This window comes from Streptomyces sp. NBC_00353 (assembly GCF_036108815.1).
Taxonomy (GTDB): domain Bacteria; phylum Actinomycetota; class Actinomycetes; order Streptomycetales; family Streptomycetaceae; genus Streptomyces.
On the sequence record NZ_CP107985.1, the window covers coordinates 6,867,931 to 6,881,649 of the forward strand.

Here is a 13,719-nt window from a genome sequence, read left to right on the forward strand (position 1 = left end):
GCCCGTGTGGACTACGGCCAACGCCCCGCGCACGCGCGTGGCTGAAGCATTTTCCGAAACATGATCAGGAGGCAACCCGTGAGCGCGACCGCGGACCACGCGGAGGAACGGACCAACTCGGCTGCACGGCTGGGGTTCGAGCCCGGACAGGTGGTCCAGGAGATCGGCTACGACGACGACGTCGAGCAGGAGCTCCGTGAGGGCATTGAGGCCACTACCGGCCAGGAACTCGTCGATGAGGACTACGACGACGTCGCTGACGTCGTTCTGCTCTGGTTCCGCGACGAGGACGGCGACCTTACGGACGCGCTGGTGGATGCCATTGGTCTGATCGAGGACGGCGGTGCGGTCTGGCTGATGACGCCGAAGACCGGCCGCGAGGGATACGTCGAACCGAGCGACATCAACGAGGCTGCACAGACAGCCGGTCTTTCCCAGACCAAGAGCATCAATGCGGGCAAGGACTGGACGGGCAGCCGTCTTGTCACCCCGAAGTCGGCCAAAGCCAAGCGCTGAACCGCACTCACCACGAGGCCCCCGCCGGTCGTGCACCGGCGGGGGCCTTCGTATGCCCGGGAGCGGGCCCGCAGGCGCCGGTACGTGGGTGGCGTGTGGCCCGCCGAGGGGCCCGCGGGTGGGCTCTGCGTAGGGTGGGAGTCCACCCGGACAGCCCAGCCCGGTGAAGCAGTGAAGGGACGCGTATCCATGGCGATCGAGGTCGGTACCAAGGCCCCGGATTTCGAGCTCAAGGACAACCACGGCCGGACCGTGAAGCTCTCCGACTTCCGCGGCGAGAAGAACGTGGTCCTGCTGTTCTACCCGTTCGCCTTCACCGGCGTGTGCACGGGTGAGCTCTGCGCCCTCCGCGACGAACTGCCGAAGTTCGAGAACGACGACACGCAGCTCCTCGCCGTCTCCAACGACTCCATCCACACCCTCCGTGTCTTCGCCGAGCAGGAGGGCCTCGAGTACCCGCTGGTCTCGGACTTCTGGCCGCACGGCGAGACCTCGCGTGCCTACGGCGTCTTCGACGAGGAGAAGGGCTGTGCGGTGCGCGGCACCTTCATCATCGACAAGGAGGGCGTGGTGCGCTGGACCGTCGTCAACGGCCTGCCCGACGCGCGCGACCTCAACGAGTACATCAAGGCCCTCGACGCGATCTGATCCGGATCCGGCGGATCTTCCGGCGACGATCCGGACGATCTCCCGGCCTCCCGGCCAAAAGCCTGTTTTGGCCGGGAACCGGTCACTAGGATCCACTCGTTGATCCGATGCCAACGCACGATGGAGGCGCCGGCACCTGTCGGCCTCTAATGAAACCAATGGGAGGACTCGTGGGAGTCAGCCTCAGCAAGGGCGGCAACGTCTCGCTGACCAAGGCCGCGCCCAACCTGACCGCGGTCATCGTCGGTCTCGGCTGGGATGCCCGTACCACCACCGGCGGAGACTTCGACCTCGACGCCAGCGCCCTGCTGACGAACGCGGCGGGCAAGGTCGGCAACGACGGGAATTTCGTCTTCTTCAACAACCTCAAGAGCCCCGACGGCTCCGTCGAGCACACCGGTGACAATCTCACCGGTGAGGGCGAGGGCGACGACGAGGTCATCAAGGTGAACCTGGCCGGCGTTCCGGCCGATGTCGACAAGATCGTCTTCCCGGTCTCGATCTATGAGGCCGAGTCCCGCCAGCAGAGCTTCGGCCAGGTGCGCAATGCGTACATCCGCGTGGTCAACCAGGCCGACAACAGCGAGCTCGCGCGGTACGACCTGAGCGAGGACGCCTCGACGGAGACCGCCATGGTCTTCGGCGAGCTGTACCGCAACGGTGCGGAGTGGAAGTTCCGTGCCATCGGTCAGGGTTACGCCTCGGGTCTGCGCGGCATCGCGCAGGACTTCGGCGTCAACGTCTGAGCACGGCCCAGAAGGCGTGACCGGGCGGCGCCTGCGAAAGCACTGCCCGGGCCACGTCCAGCACGTCCCCGTCCGGCGCCGCACCCAGTGCGGCGCCGGACGCGCACAACAGACGGTCCGTCGACGGTCGGTTCATCGATAGACGGTCACTGACAGACGGTTCATCGACTCGGGGAGGACACACACCATGGGCGTCACGCTCGCCAAGGGAGGCAATGTCTCCCTCTCCAAGGCCGCACCCAACCTCACCCAGGTGCTCGTCGGCCTCGGCTGGGACGCGCGATCCACCACCGGAGCCGACTTCGACCTCGACGCCAGCGCGCTGCTGTGCCAGTCGGGCCGGGTGCTGGGCGACGAGTGGTTCGTCTTCTACAACAACCTCACGAGCCCCGACGGCTCCGTGGAGCACACGGGCGACAATCTCACCGGTGAGGGCGAGGGCGACGACGAGTCGATCATCGTGAACCTCACTCAGGTGCCCGCCCACTGCGACAAGATCGTTTTTCCGGTCTCCATCCATGAGGCCGACAACCGCGGGCAGACTTTCGGCCAGGTCAGCAATGCGTTCATCCGTGTGGTGAACCAGGCGGACGGCCAGGAACTCGCGCGCTACGACCTCAGTGAGGACGCCTCGACGGAGACCGCGATGATCTTCGGCGAGCTCTACCGGTACAACGGCGAATGGAAGTTCCGTGCGGTGGGACAGGGGTACGCGTCGGGGCTGCGAGGCATCGCTCTAGACTTCGGGGTCAACGTTTCGTAAAGCCGCGCACGGCGCGGGGGAGCCCCGCACACACCCGGGGGAGACCCGTTACATACACGATGGGGTAGCCAGTGCTTCTGAAAACCTTCGGCTGGTCGTTCGCGATTACCGCGCTCGGCCTGGTCGCAGCGGTGTTCTACGGGGGGTGGGAGGCCCTCGGGGTGGTCGCGATCCTTTCCGTCCTCGAGATCTCGCTGTCCTTCGACAATGCGGTAGTCAACGCCGGAATCCTGAAGAAGATGAGTGCCTTCTGGCAGAAGATCTTCCTCACGGTCGGCATTCTCATCGCGGTCTTCGGTATGCGGCTGGTCTTCCCTGTCGTGATCGTGGCCATCACCGCCAAGTTGGGGCCCATCGAGGCGGTCGATCTCTCGTTCAACCAGCCGGACCGCTATCAGGAACTGGTCACGGACGCCCACCCGGCGATCGCATCCTTCGGTGGCATGTTCCTGCTGATGATCTTCCTCGACTTCATCTTCGAGGAGCGTGACATCCAGTGGCTTCGCTGGATCGAGCGTCCGCTCGCCAAGCTCGGCAAGGTCGACATGCTGTCGGTCTGCATCGCGCTCATCGTGCTGCTGATCTCGGCACTGACCTTCGCCACCCAGGCGCACCAGCACGGCGGCGGTCACGCGAACAAGGCGGAGACCGTTCTGCTCGCGGGTGTCGCGGGTCTGATCACGTACCTCATCGTCGGCGGTCTCTCCAGCTTCTTCGAGAACAAGCTCGAGGAAGAGGAGGAGCGCGAGCACGAGGCCGAGGAAGAGGCCAGGAAGAGCGGCAAGAAGCTCTCCGCGGTGGTCCTCTCCGGCAAGGCCGCGTTCTTCATGTTCCTCTACCTCGAGGTCCTCGACGCGTCCTTCTCGTTCGACGGCGTCATCGGCGCCTTCGCCATCACCAACAACATCGTGCTGATGGCCCTCGGCCTCGGTATCGGCGCCATGTACGTCCGGTCGCTCACGGTCTACCTGGTCCGTCAGGGCACCCTCGACGACTACGTCTACCTGGAGCACGGCGCGCACTACGCCATCGGTGCGCTGTCCGTCATCCTGCTCGTCACCATCCAGTACCAGATCAACGAGATCATCACCGGCCTCGTCGGCGTCGTGCTGATCGCCTGGTCCTTCTGGTCCTCGGTCCGGCGCAACAAGGCGCTGGAGGCCGGAGGCGGCGACAACTCGGGCTCCAAGGCGGAAGTCCCGTCCGGGGTGTGACCCGGTAGGGATTGAGGAACGCTCTCAGCGGGGCGGTCCGTACGGCGACGGTTCTCCGGGGACACCCGGAGCCGGCCCGGGGGCCGCCCCGCAGTGATGCGCGCGGGGCCGGGCAGTACCGAGAAGTGTGGGGGTTGGGGATGGCGTTCTGGGACGGCCTGTGGCCGAGGCGAGAAGCGCAGTTCGAGTCGGGCAACGCGGCCACCAACTCCATCGTGCTCTCCAAGCGGCACGCCACGGTCTCGCTGACCAAACAGGGCGCGCTGACCGGCAACCTCCGGGTCAATCTCTCCTGGCGGATGCGTACGTCCGACATCGAGGGCCGATCGCGGCAGAGCGGCCGCCTGCTGCGGCCGTTCAAGCTCTTTCAGCCCGATGTCGTCCAGGCGCACACCCAGGGCGTGGTCAACGTCGACCTGGACCTGGGCTGCATGTACGAGCTGAAGGACGGCACCAAGGGCGTCGTGCAGCCGCTGGGCAACCTGATCGGCGACCTGAACGGGCCGCCGTACATCAGGCTCAGCGGGGACGACCGCTTCGGGGCGCCGTCGGGGGAGACCGTGTACGTCAACCTCGACCAGCGGGACCAGATCAAGCGGCTGCTGTTCTTCGTCTACATCTACGACCAGACGCCGGCCTTCGACCGCACGCACGCCAAGGTGACGCTCTACCCGGGCAACGGGCCGCGGATCGAGATCGAGCTCGACGAGAGGGCCCCGCAGGCCCGCTCGTGCGCGGTGTTCACCGTCGAGAACGTCAAGGACGAGCTGATCGTGCGGCGCGAGGTGAAATTCGTCTACGGCTTCCAGTCGGAGCTGGACCGGCTGTACGGCTGGGGGATGCAGTGGGGCCGCGGCTACAAGTCACGGGCCTGAGGCCACCTGTGCTCGACTCCCCGGGCCTGAGACCCGAGTCCCGGCCCTGAGCCCCGGCTGAGACCGATCGCCGGTCCTCGGACCCGGATCCGGCCCGCGGCGCCGGACCGGTCAGGACCGGACGAACTGCGGCCCCTGCGGCGGCAGGACGAAATTCGGGTCCGGGGCGGGCTGCGCGGCCGCCGCGGGCTGCGGGTAGCCGTACGCGGGCTGTGCGGAGGCCGGCTGCGGATAGCCATAGGCCGGCTGGGGAGCCGGGACGGGCGCTGCAACCGCTGTCGGCTGCGGGTAGCCGTACGCGGGCTGCTGGTGCTGGACCGTGGCCTGAGGGTCGGGGCCGGGCGCCGGGGCGGGGGGAAACACGGGGGCGGGCGGTGCGGCAGCCGGCCCGGTGACCGGCGCCGAGGCGGGCGAAGGGCTCGCCGATGCGACCGCATCGGGTTCGGCCGCGGCCTCCGCCTCGTCGACCGAGATGCCGAACGCGGTCGCGAGACCCACCAGACCCGTCGGGTAGCCCTGGCCGACCGCCCTGAATTTCCAGCCATCGCCGCGCCGGTAGAGCTCGCCGCAGATGATCGCGGTCTCCTCGCCGGTCTCCGGCCGCACATCGAACACGGCGAGCGGATCCCCGCCCGCCGAGCCCGCGTCGTACAGCAGGATGCGCAGATCGCGGACCTGCTGGAAGGCCGCGCCGTCCGAGGACGCGGCGATGACCACCTGCTCGACGGAGGGGTCGAGCGCGCCCAGGTCGGCCTCGATGGTGTCGGTCAGCCCCTCGGCGACACTGCGCTTCGGCAGCCGTCGTACCAGGCCGGAGGGGTGCCTGGGCTGGTTGTAGAAGACGAAGTCCTCGTCGGAGCGCACACGGCCACCGGTGCCGAGAAGCAGGGCCGAAGCGTCCACATCGGGGACCCCGGCGCCCGGGGTCCAGCGCAGCACGGCCCGTACGGCCGTGGTGTCGAGGGGGACGTTCGAGCCCTTCAGCATCGCGTGCGTCATGGCGGTCATCCTGCCTGCTGGCAGCCCGCGCAGACAACGCGGGGGTAGCAACCCATGTCTCGGCAGTGCGTCGGAACCACGCCGTCCGCGCTCTGTGGAACCGTCGGGAAATGGACGAGTTACCCGAAATTCATGCACGCAGGGAACTGTCGACACCAGTCCGTACGTACTATTACCGGCCATACGTTGTCCGGCCGGTCAGGCAGTTCGGGGGAATCACATGCGTCATTTCGGGCACATCTCGCCCGCTGCGCGGAAGGGCCTGTTCCACCGGGAGCCGGCCGAATTCGATGCGGGCTCGCCCGCCGGCATGCTTTCGGCCGCCCTGGGCGCCACCCTTTACTCCCCGGCCACCCGGCCGCGGCTCGCGGACGACATCATCAAACAGGCCGGGCGCGGTGTCGTCTCGATGGTGCTGTGCCTTGAGGATTCGATCGACGACTCCGAGGTGACGGCGGCCGAGGAGAACCTGGTCAGGCAGTTCGCCGACCTCGCGGCGCGCGGCGTCGAGGTGCCCCTGCTCTTCATCCGGGTCCGTGAGCCGGAGCAGATAACGGACCTGGTGAACCGGCTCGGCAGCTCCGCCGGATTGTTGTCCGGTTTTGTACTTCCGAAGTTCACCGAAGAGCGTGGTGTGCCGTTCATGGAGGCACTCACCAAGGCCGAGACGGCCACGAGCCGGCGGCTCTTCGCGATGCCCGTCCTCGAATCCCCGGAGCTGCTGCATCTGGAGTCCCGTGGCGCGACGCTGCAGGGAATCGCCCGTACCGTTGACAGGTACCGGGACCGGGTGCTCGCACTGCGGCTCGGGGTCACCGACTTCTGCTCGGCGTACGGACTGCGCAGGGCGCCGGACATGACGGCGTACGACGTGCAGCTCGTCGCCGCGGTCATCGCCGACGTGGTCAATGTGCTGGGCCGGGCGGACGGCACCGGTTTCACCATCACCGGCCCGGTGTGGGAGTACTTCCGACTTCAGGAGCGCATGTTCAAGCCGCAGCTGCGCCGCAGCCCCTTCCTGGAGGGCCGGGCCGAGGAGCTGCGCACGGAGCTGATCGAGCACGACCTGGACGGGCTGCTGCGGGAGATCGAGCTCGACCGGGCCAACGGGCTGCTCGGCAAGACCTGCATCCACCCGTCGCACGTCGCGCCCGTCCACGCACTGTCCGTGGTCAGCCACGAGGAGTTCAGTGATGCACAGGACATCCTGCGGCCGGAGCGGGGAGGCGGTGGAGTCATGCGCTCCGCGTACACGAACAAGATGAACGAAGTGAAGCCCCACCGAGCCTGGGCCGAGCGCACCCTGCGGCGGGCCGAGGTCTTCGGCGTGGCGAAGGAAGACGTCGGGTTCGTGGATCTGCTGGCCGCGGGCCTCGCGGAATGAGCGCGTCTCGATGAGCGAGCGCGCAGCAAGGAAAGAGACGGCGAACGTGGTCTGGTCGGGTAGCTGGGTGGCGGAGCGACTGGGCGTCGAGCTCGTCGGCAACGGGGCGTCCGGAGGGGACGGGGAGCTCCGGGAGCTGCTGGGCCTCGCTCTGCGCCGCAACCCCAAGCGGGCCCACCTGCTCGTCTCCAACGTGCTGGGCAAGCACGTGCCGCAGAGGCCGTCCGTGGTCTACGGGGCGGGCTTCGAACTCGGCCTGCGGGTGCGCGAGCTCCTCGGGGAAGCGCTGTCGCGCCGGTCGGTGGTCCTCGGGTACGCGGAGACGGCCACCGGTCTCGGCCACGCGGTCGCCGACGGGCTGGGAGTGGCGCCGTATCTCCACTCGACGCGCCGCCCGGTCGAGGGCGTGGCCCGGGCGGGCGGCTTCGAGGAGTCGCACTCGCACGCGACCTCGCATCTGCTGCTGCCGGAGGACCCGACGCTGCTCGCCGGCGGTGGGAGCGGGCGGGCGGGAGAGCCGCTCGTGCTGGTGGACGACGAGTTCTCCACGGGCAACACCGTGCTCAACACGATCCGCGCGCTGCACGAGCTGTACCCGCGCGACCGGTACGTGATCGTGGCCCTGGTGGACATGCGGTCGCCGGCCGACCGCGGACGCCTGACCGAGTTCGCCGCGGAGATCGGCGCACGCGTCGACCTGGTGGCGAGGGGAACGGGCACGGTCCGCCTCCCGGACGGCGTCCTGGAGAAGGGGCAGGCGCTGGTCGCCGCCCATGAGCGGGCCGCCGAGGCAAGCGAAGGCGGCCGTGTGGCTGCTGCAGCCCGGGCCGGATCGTCGGTACCGGGGCAAGAGACCGATGCCTTCTGCACCCGAGTGGAGCTGGAGTGGCCGGCCGCGGTGCCCGACGGCGGCCGGCACGGCTTCACCCCCGCGCATCGCGCGACCCTGGAATCGGCCCTTCCCGCCATGGCCGCCCGTATTGCCGACGCCCTGGACGGCGACGCCTGCCGCGTACTGGTCCTCGGCTTCGAGGAGCTGATGTACGCACCGCTCCGGCTCGGCACGGCCCTGGAGGACCACACCGAGGCCGAGGTGCGGTACTCCACCACCACACGTTCCCCCGTTCTCGCCGTCGACGACCCCGGCTACGCGATACGCAGCCGTCTGGTCTTCCCGGCCCATGACAACCCGGCCGACGGCCCGGGCGACCGCTTCGCCTACAACGTCGCGGGTGCCGGTTTCGACGCGGTGGTGGTGGTCGTCGACTCCGCTGCCGACACTCCGGAGCTGCACGCCCCCGGCGGCCTGCTGGCGGAGCTCGCCGCGCACACCTCCCACGTCCTGCTGGCCGTCGTTCCCTCGTACGTCCCCTCACCCGCCCCCGAACGGCAGGAACCCCCCATGCTGCCCGAGCCCCTTCGCGGCCCCGTCTTCTCCTCCTACGAGCCGGACGACGTCGGCTGGCTGCTCCAGGACCTCTCGGACACCGAGCTGGAGGCGCCCACCGAGGAGCGCGAGGAAGCGATACAGAGCGGTGGCGCGCACTACGCCGAGTCGCTGCCCGTCGAATACCAGCCGTCCGCCGAGTACCAGGACCTGTTCAAGGCGGCCCTGGACCTGTCGGCCGCCCGCATCGCGCGGGCCGTCGGCACCGTCACCGAGACGGTTCTCGCCGAGCGCAGCCCCCGTCCCGTTCTCGTCTCCCTCGCCCGGGCCGGAACCCCGGTCGGTGTGCTGATGCGCCGCTGGGCGCAGCACCGCCACGGACTCGATCTGCCGCACTACGCCGTCTCCATCGTGCGCGGACGGGGCATCGACGCCAACGCCCTGCGCTGGCTGGCCGCCCACCACGACCCGGCGGACGTCGTCTTCGTCGACGGATGGACCGGCAAGGGGGCGATAACCCGTGAACTGTCTGCGGCGCTCGCCGAGTTCGAGGGCTTCGATCCCGAGATCGCGGTCCTGGCGGACCCGGGCGGCTGCGTCCGCACCTACGGCACCCGCGAGGACTTCCTCATCCCGTCCGCCTGCCTCAACTCCACCGTATCCGGACTGATTTCGCGCACGGTGCTCCGCTCCGATCTGGTCGGCCCGCACGACTTCCACGGCGCGAAGTTCTACCGGGAGCTGGCGGACGCCGATGTGTCCGGCCACTTCCTCGACACCGTCGCCGAGCACTTCGACGAGGTCGTCGACGCGGTGGACGCCGAGGTCAAGGAGCTGCTCGCCGCGGACCGCGCCCCGACCTGGGACGGCTGGGCGGCCGTCGAGCGCATCAGCGAGGAGTACGGCATCCACGATGTGAACCTGGTCAAGCCGGGCGTCGGCGAGACCACACGCGTACTGCTGCGACGCGTCCCGTGGAAGATCCTCGCCAAGCGCGGCGCCGGCGCCGACCTCGAGCACATCAGGCTGCTGGCCGAGCAGCGCGGAGTGCCGGTCGAAGAGGTCGACGAACTCCCGTACACCTGCGTCGGACTGATCCACCCGAAGTACACCCGGGGAGCGACCGGCGCGGACGGCAAGGCGGTGGCGTCACAGTGACCACCCCGAGCTCCCGGGCCACCCCGGGCTCCGTGACCATCCCGACGCCCACGGCCGCCCCGGCCCCCCCGATCGCTCGGGCCGGCCCCGTGACGCTGATCGCCAGCGACCTCGACCGCACCCTCATCTATTCGACAGCGGCGCTCCAGCTCTCCATGCCGGACGCCGAAGCCCCCCGGCTGCTCTGCGTCGAGGTGTACGGCCACAAGCCGCTCTCCTATCTCACGGAGACGGCCGCCGCACTCCTCGACGAGCTGGCCCGCACCACGGTCTTCGTGCCCACGACCACCCGCACCCGTGAGCAGTACCACCGCATCAGGCTCCCCGGCCCCGCACCCGAGTTCGCGATCTGCGCCAACGGGGGACACCTCCTGGTCGACGGGGTGTCCGACCCCGACTGGCAGACACAGGTGGCCCGCCGGCTCGCCGACGAATGCGCCTCGCTCGCCGAAGTCCGCGCCCACCTCGTCGCCGCTGCGGACCCTGCCTGGCTCCTCAAGGAACGCGTCGCCGAGGACCTCTTCGCCTATCTCGTCGTCGAACGCTCGCTGCTGCCCGCAGGCTGGGTGAGTGAGCTGGCCGAGTGGGCGGAACCCCGTGGCTGGACCGTGTCGCTCCAGGGCCGCAAGATCTACGCCGTGCCCAAGCCGCTCACCAAGAGCGCCGCGATGAACGAAGTCGCCCGCCGCGCCGGCGCCACGCTCACCCTCGCTGCCGGTGACTCGCTCCTCGACGCCGATCTGCTTCTCGCCGCCGACCACGCATGGCGCCCCGGTCACGGCGAACTCGCCGACACCGGCTGGAGCGCCCCGCACATCGACGTACTGACGGAGAACGGTGTGGTGGCAGGTGAGGAGATCCTCCGGCGTTTCCTTCGGGCTTCCGTCCCGCAACAGGGCCTCCGGCAGGGAACAGTGGTACCTGAGGCCGTGACCGGTCTGCCCGGCAGGTGACCAGCGTGCCGGGCAGGTGACCGCCTGCCCGGCAGGCACAGAGGGAGTGCGCGATGAGCAAGGGAAACGAAACCAGGATCACGGACGAGCTGTACGCGTACATGCTGGCGCACAACCCGCCGCTCGACGCGGTACAGCGTGAACTCGTCGAGACCACGTACGCGCAGCTTCCCGAACAGGCGGGGATGCAGTCCGCCGAGGAGCAGGGCCCACTGCTCGCCTTCCTCGTACGGCTGACGGGTGCCCGGCACATCGTCGAGGTCGGGACGTTCACCGGGTTCTCGGCCCTTGCGATGGCGCAGGGACTGCCCGCCGACGGACGGCTGATCGCCTGCGACATCTCGGAGGAGTGGACCGCCTACGGCCGCGAGGCGTGGGAGAAGGCGGGCGTCGCCGACCGGATCGAGCTGCGCATCGCCCCCGCTCTCGACACCCTGGGAGCGATGCCGTCCGAGCCGCACGTCGATCTGGCCTATCTGGACGCGGACAAGGGCAACTACATTCCGTACTGGGAAGAGCTGGTGCCCCGGATGCGCCGGGGCGGCCTGATCGTCACCGACAACGTGCTGTTCCACGGCGGTGTGACCGACCCACGGGCGACCGGCGGAGCGGCGGCCATCAAGGAGTTCAACGAGCATGTGGCCGGCGATCCGCGGATGGACAGTGTGATGCTCACCGTGGCGGACGGACTGACCCTCTCCCGCAAGCGGTAGCGACCCGCCCGCCCGGCCGGGTCAGCCGCAGCAGCCCCCACCGCAGCAGCCGCCGCCCGACGGGGCGGCGGGCGCGGACTTTGCCGACGCCCCGCCCACGGCCACCGTGGAGAGGAGCTTCACCGTGTCCTCGTGTCCGGCGGGGCAGGAGGCAGGGGCAGACGACTCGGCCATCGGACGACTGAGTTCGAACGTGTCTCCGCAGGAGCGGCAGCGGTATTCGTAGCGAGGCATGGCCCCAGGCTAACCGGCGGGCACCACGGCTACCGCGCAATACGGCTCCGGCCGGCAACCGGCATCGACGAACTCCGGTCGTGGCGCTGTTCCACGTCGGCCTCATCGGGATGGCGGGCGCGCCAGTACGGATTGTCGTGCGGGAGCCCGCCGCTGACCCTTCCGTACATCCCGAACATCATCAGCATCAGCCCGACGACAAAGCTGAACAGGACGTTCTGCATACGGAAGGCGAGGAAATTGAAGCCGGTGTCGAGCAGTGCCAGATTGACGAAGCCACTGAGGATGAACGCGATGCCCAGGACCATGTTGACCGTCGAGGCGAAGTTGCCGCCGATCACCATCCCGACGAACAGGAGCAGGCCGACGCAGATGGAGAGGACGCTGAGCGCTCCGTTGGTGTTCAGGCCCCCGACAGTGGCGTCGCCCGTGTTGAAGAAGCCGATCTTGTCGATGAGTCCCAGGATGCCGAAGGCAAGCAGCACCAGCCCCATCAACCCCGCCCCTATGCGGTAGACGCTGTTGAGCCGGTGATCGACCGGGAGATGGTCGTCGAACCGGGCGGCTCTGCTGCGCCGTGCGGGCTTCTGTGCACGTCGCCGCGGGGGATGCACTGCATGGGTAGCCATGGTGGCCTCCTTCGCGCTACCACCAGGATCCGCCCCGCGCAGGGCCGCGACAACTCGGCTCAGCCGTCAGCCGCCGGCGCCCCGCTCCTCACGGATCCCCGAGACCACCCGCGCCGCCGTCTGCCGCACGGCTTCGGTCTCGGTCAGGAAGTGCCAGTAGTCGGGGTGGCGACCCTCCAGCCCGGCGATCGCGTGCTCCAGCCGGGCCACGGCATCATCCAGCGGCCGGGCGTGGCGCGGCTCGGGTGTGCTGCGCCCCGCCATGGCCAGGCGCTGGGCGTCGCGGATGGCGAACCTGGTCCGCTGGATCTCGTGCTGGGGGTCCTTGGCCACGTCGTCGAGGCGGCGCAGCCGGTCACCGGCCGCGGACACGGCCTCGTCCGTCGCGTTCAGCAGGGCCCGTACGGTGGACAGCCGCGACGTCGCATCGGCCCAGCGCTGCTCGTCCCGCGCCTTGGTGGCCTCCTTGAGCTTCTCCTCGGCCTGCCGCACATTGACCGCGGCCTGCTCGGGCACGGGCTGGAGGTCCTGCCAGCAGGCAGCGGTGAACCGCCGCCGCAGCTCGCTCAGCACGGGCTCCACCGAGCCCGCGCGCGTCGTCAGCGCCTGGGCCCGCGTGCGCAGCGACACCAGCCGGTGGTCGATCTCGGCGGCGCGCTCGGGAAGCTGCGCCGCCTCGGCCCGCACGGCCTCGGCGCCGCGCAGCACGTGATCGGCGCGTTGCAGCGTCTCCGGTACGCCGTGCCGGCCGGCGCCCTGGTTGAGCTTGGTCAGTTCGGGGGCGAGGGCCGCCAGGCGTGCAGCGAGATCGTCTGCCCGCAGTCCGGACGCGCGCGCCGCATCGAGAGCATTGCTCGCACCGAGGAGCGCCTGTCGCGCCCGTTCGACGGCGGGCGCGAGCCGGGCGAGCTGCGTCTCGGCGTTCCCCAGGAGCGGACCGAGTCCCTGCGCGAACCGTTCCAGCTCGCCCTTGACCCGCACGAGCTCGTCCTTGGCGCCGGTCAGCTCCGTCCGGGCACGAGCCGCGACCGCCGGTTCAAGATCGTCGCGATCCAGGTCGTGGGCGTCGACCGCCGTGATGTACGCATGGCTGGCCTCGTCGATCCGCCGCCCCAGCGCGGCGAAATCGTCCACGACCTTCCGCGCGGCGGGCGAGCTGTCCACCGCGGTGATCGTCTCGATCGAGATCTGCAGATCGCGCTGAGCCGTGTCCAGCTCGTAGAAGGCCTCCGCGGCCGCGTCCTTCGCCGCCTGCGCATCGGCGCGCTGACTCTCCCCGCGACCGCCGAACCAGCGCCGCGTACCACCACCGGCAAAGGCAGCCGGCAACGCCGCGGCCAGCAACGGCACCGGCAGCAGCATCAATCCGAGGACGTCCCTGACGGCGGTTCTGCCACCCGCTCTTGCCTGCGGCCGCGCGTGTGTCGCCGTCACATCCCTCTCCCGTGCCGTATCGCCTTGCCCGGTTCATTCTCCCACCAGGTAAGGACGAACACACGG

15 protein-coding genes are annotated in these 13,719 nt (G+C 69.3%); 10 read left to right on the forward strand and 5 right to left on the reverse strand.

The window, feature by feature from the left end:
* Nucleotides 1-78: 78 nt before the first annotated feature.
* The 3 genes from OHA88_RS30895 (at nt 79) to OHA88_RS30905 (ending at nt 1,910) form a co-directional block, all read left to right on the forward strand.
* Nucleotides 79-516, forward strand: a complete 438-nt coding sequence (locus tag OHA88_RS30895) for a DUF3052 domain-containing protein (protein WP_030925917.1) — start codon at nt 79-81, stop codon at nt 514-516.
* A 189-nt stretch (nt 517-705) separates the two neighbouring features.
* Nucleotides 706-1,164, forward strand: coding sequence for a peroxiredoxin (locus OHA88_RS30900; RefSeq protein WP_328627909.1), 459 nt, complete (start codon nt 706-708; stop codon nt 1,162-1,164).
* A 170-nt stretch (nt 1,165-1,334) separates the two neighbouring features.
* Nucleotides 1,335-1,910 (forward strand): TerD family protein, encoded by a 576-nt coding sequence (locus OHA88_RS30905; protein ID WP_030925919.1) that lies wholly within the window; start codon nt 1,335-1,337, stop codon nt 1,908-1,910.
* Here the strand turns inward: OHA88_RS30905 and OHA88_RS30910 are convergent.
* The gene (locus OHA88_RS30910) at nt 1,900-2,046 is read right to left on the reverse strand and encodes a hypothetical protein (RefSeq protein WP_328627910.1); all 147 of its coding nucleotides are present in this window, start codon (nt 2,044-2,046) and stop codon (nt 1,900-1,902) included. The genes OHA88_RS30905 and OHA88_RS30910 overlap by 11 nt on opposite strands.
* A 51-nt stretch (nt 2,047-2,097) precedes the next feature.
* Between OHA88_RS30910 and OHA88_RS30915 the strand changes: the two genes are divergently transcribed.
* The 3 genes from OHA88_RS30915 (at nt 2,098) to OHA88_RS30925 (ending at nt 4,762) form a co-directional block, all read left to right on the forward strand.
* Complete coding sequence (locus OHA88_RS30915) at nt 2,098-2,673, forward strand: TerD family protein (RefSeq protein WP_267005336.1); 576 nt, start codon at nt 2,098-2,100, stop codon at nt 2,671-2,673.
* A 71-nt stretch (nt 2,674-2,744) separates the two neighbouring features.
* On the forward strand, nt 2,745-3,887 hold the full coding sequence (locus tag OHA88_RS30920; RefSeq protein WP_328627911.1) for a DUF475 domain-containing protein: 1,143 nt from the start codon (nt 2,745-2,747) through the stop codon (nt 3,885-3,887).
* 140 nt (nt 3,888-4,027) lie between these two features.
* Nucleotides 4,028-4,762: a TerD family protein gene (locus OHA88_RS30925; RefSeq protein ID WP_030925925.1), complete on the forward strand. Its 735-nt coding sequence runs from the start codon at nt 4,028-4,030 to the stop codon at nt 4,760-4,762.
* A gap of 111 nt (nt 4,763-4,873) precedes the next feature.
* On the opposite strand, the gene OHA88_RS30930 is transcribed toward OHA88_RS30925, so the two are convergent.
* A complete protein-coding gene (locus OHA88_RS30930; protein WP_328627912.1) occupies nt 4,874-5,761 on the reverse strand; it encodes a TerD family protein in 888 nt (295 codons plus the stop codon).
* Nucleotides 5,762-5,981: 220 nt separating this feature from the next.
* On the opposite strand from OHA88_RS30930, the gene OHA88_RS30935 reads away from it, so the two are divergent.
* From OHA88_RS30935 to OHA88_RS30950, 4 genes are read left to right on the forward strand one after another with little or no spacing between them, the layout of a single operon-like run.
* A complete protein-coding gene (locus OHA88_RS30935; protein WP_328627913.1) occupies nt 5,982-7,145 on the forward strand; it encodes an HpcH/HpaI aldolase/citrate lyase family protein in 1,164 nt (387 codons plus the stop codon).
* Nucleotides 7,146-7,155: 10 nt separating this feature from the next.
* Nucleotides 7,156-9,690, forward strand: coding sequence for a phosphoribosyltransferase (locus tag OHA88_RS30940; RefSeq protein ID WP_328627914.1), 2,535 nt, complete (start codon nt 7,156-7,158; stop codon nt 9,688-9,690).
* A 32-nt stretch (nt 9,691-9,722) separates the two neighbouring features.
* Complete coding sequence (locus OHA88_RS30945; protein WP_328627915.1) at nt 9,723-10,643, forward strand: HAD family hydrolase; 921 nt, start codon at nt 9,723-9,725, stop codon at nt 10,641-10,643.
* A gap of 53 nt (nt 10,644-10,696) precedes the next feature.
* Nucleotides 10,697-11,356, forward strand: a complete 660-nt coding sequence (locus OHA88_RS30950) for an O-methyltransferase (protein ID WP_328627916.1) — start codon at nt 10,697-10,699, stop codon at nt 11,354-11,356.
* Nucleotides 11,357-11,377: 21 nt separating this feature from the next.
* Here the strand turns inward: OHA88_RS30950 and OHA88_RS30955 are convergent, their stop codons facing one another.
* The 3 genes from OHA88_RS30955 to OHA88_RS30965 all read right to left on the reverse strand — a co-directional run bounded on the left by OHA88_RS30955 (nt 11,378) and on the right by OHA88_RS30965 (nt 13,653).
* The gene (locus OHA88_RS30955) at nt 11,378-11,590 is read right to left on the reverse strand and encodes an FmdB family zinc ribbon protein (protein WP_313937139.1); all 213 of its coding nucleotides are present in this window, start codon (nt 11,588-11,590) and stop codon (nt 11,378-11,380) included.
* Nucleotides 11,591-11,619: 29 nt separating this feature from the next.
* Nucleotides 11,620-12,219, reverse strand: coding sequence for a DUF4383 domain-containing protein (locus OHA88_RS30960; RefSeq protein WP_328627917.1), 600 nt, complete (start codon nt 12,217-12,219; stop codon nt 11,620-11,622).
* A gap of 66 nt (nt 12,220-12,285) precedes the next feature.
* Nucleotides 12,286-13,653: a hypothetical protein gene (locus tag OHA88_RS30965; protein WP_328627918.1), complete on the reverse strand. Its 1,368-nt coding sequence runs from the start codon at nt 13,651-13,653 to the stop codon at nt 12,286-12,288.
* Nucleotides 13,654-13,719: the final 66 nt, after the last annotated feature.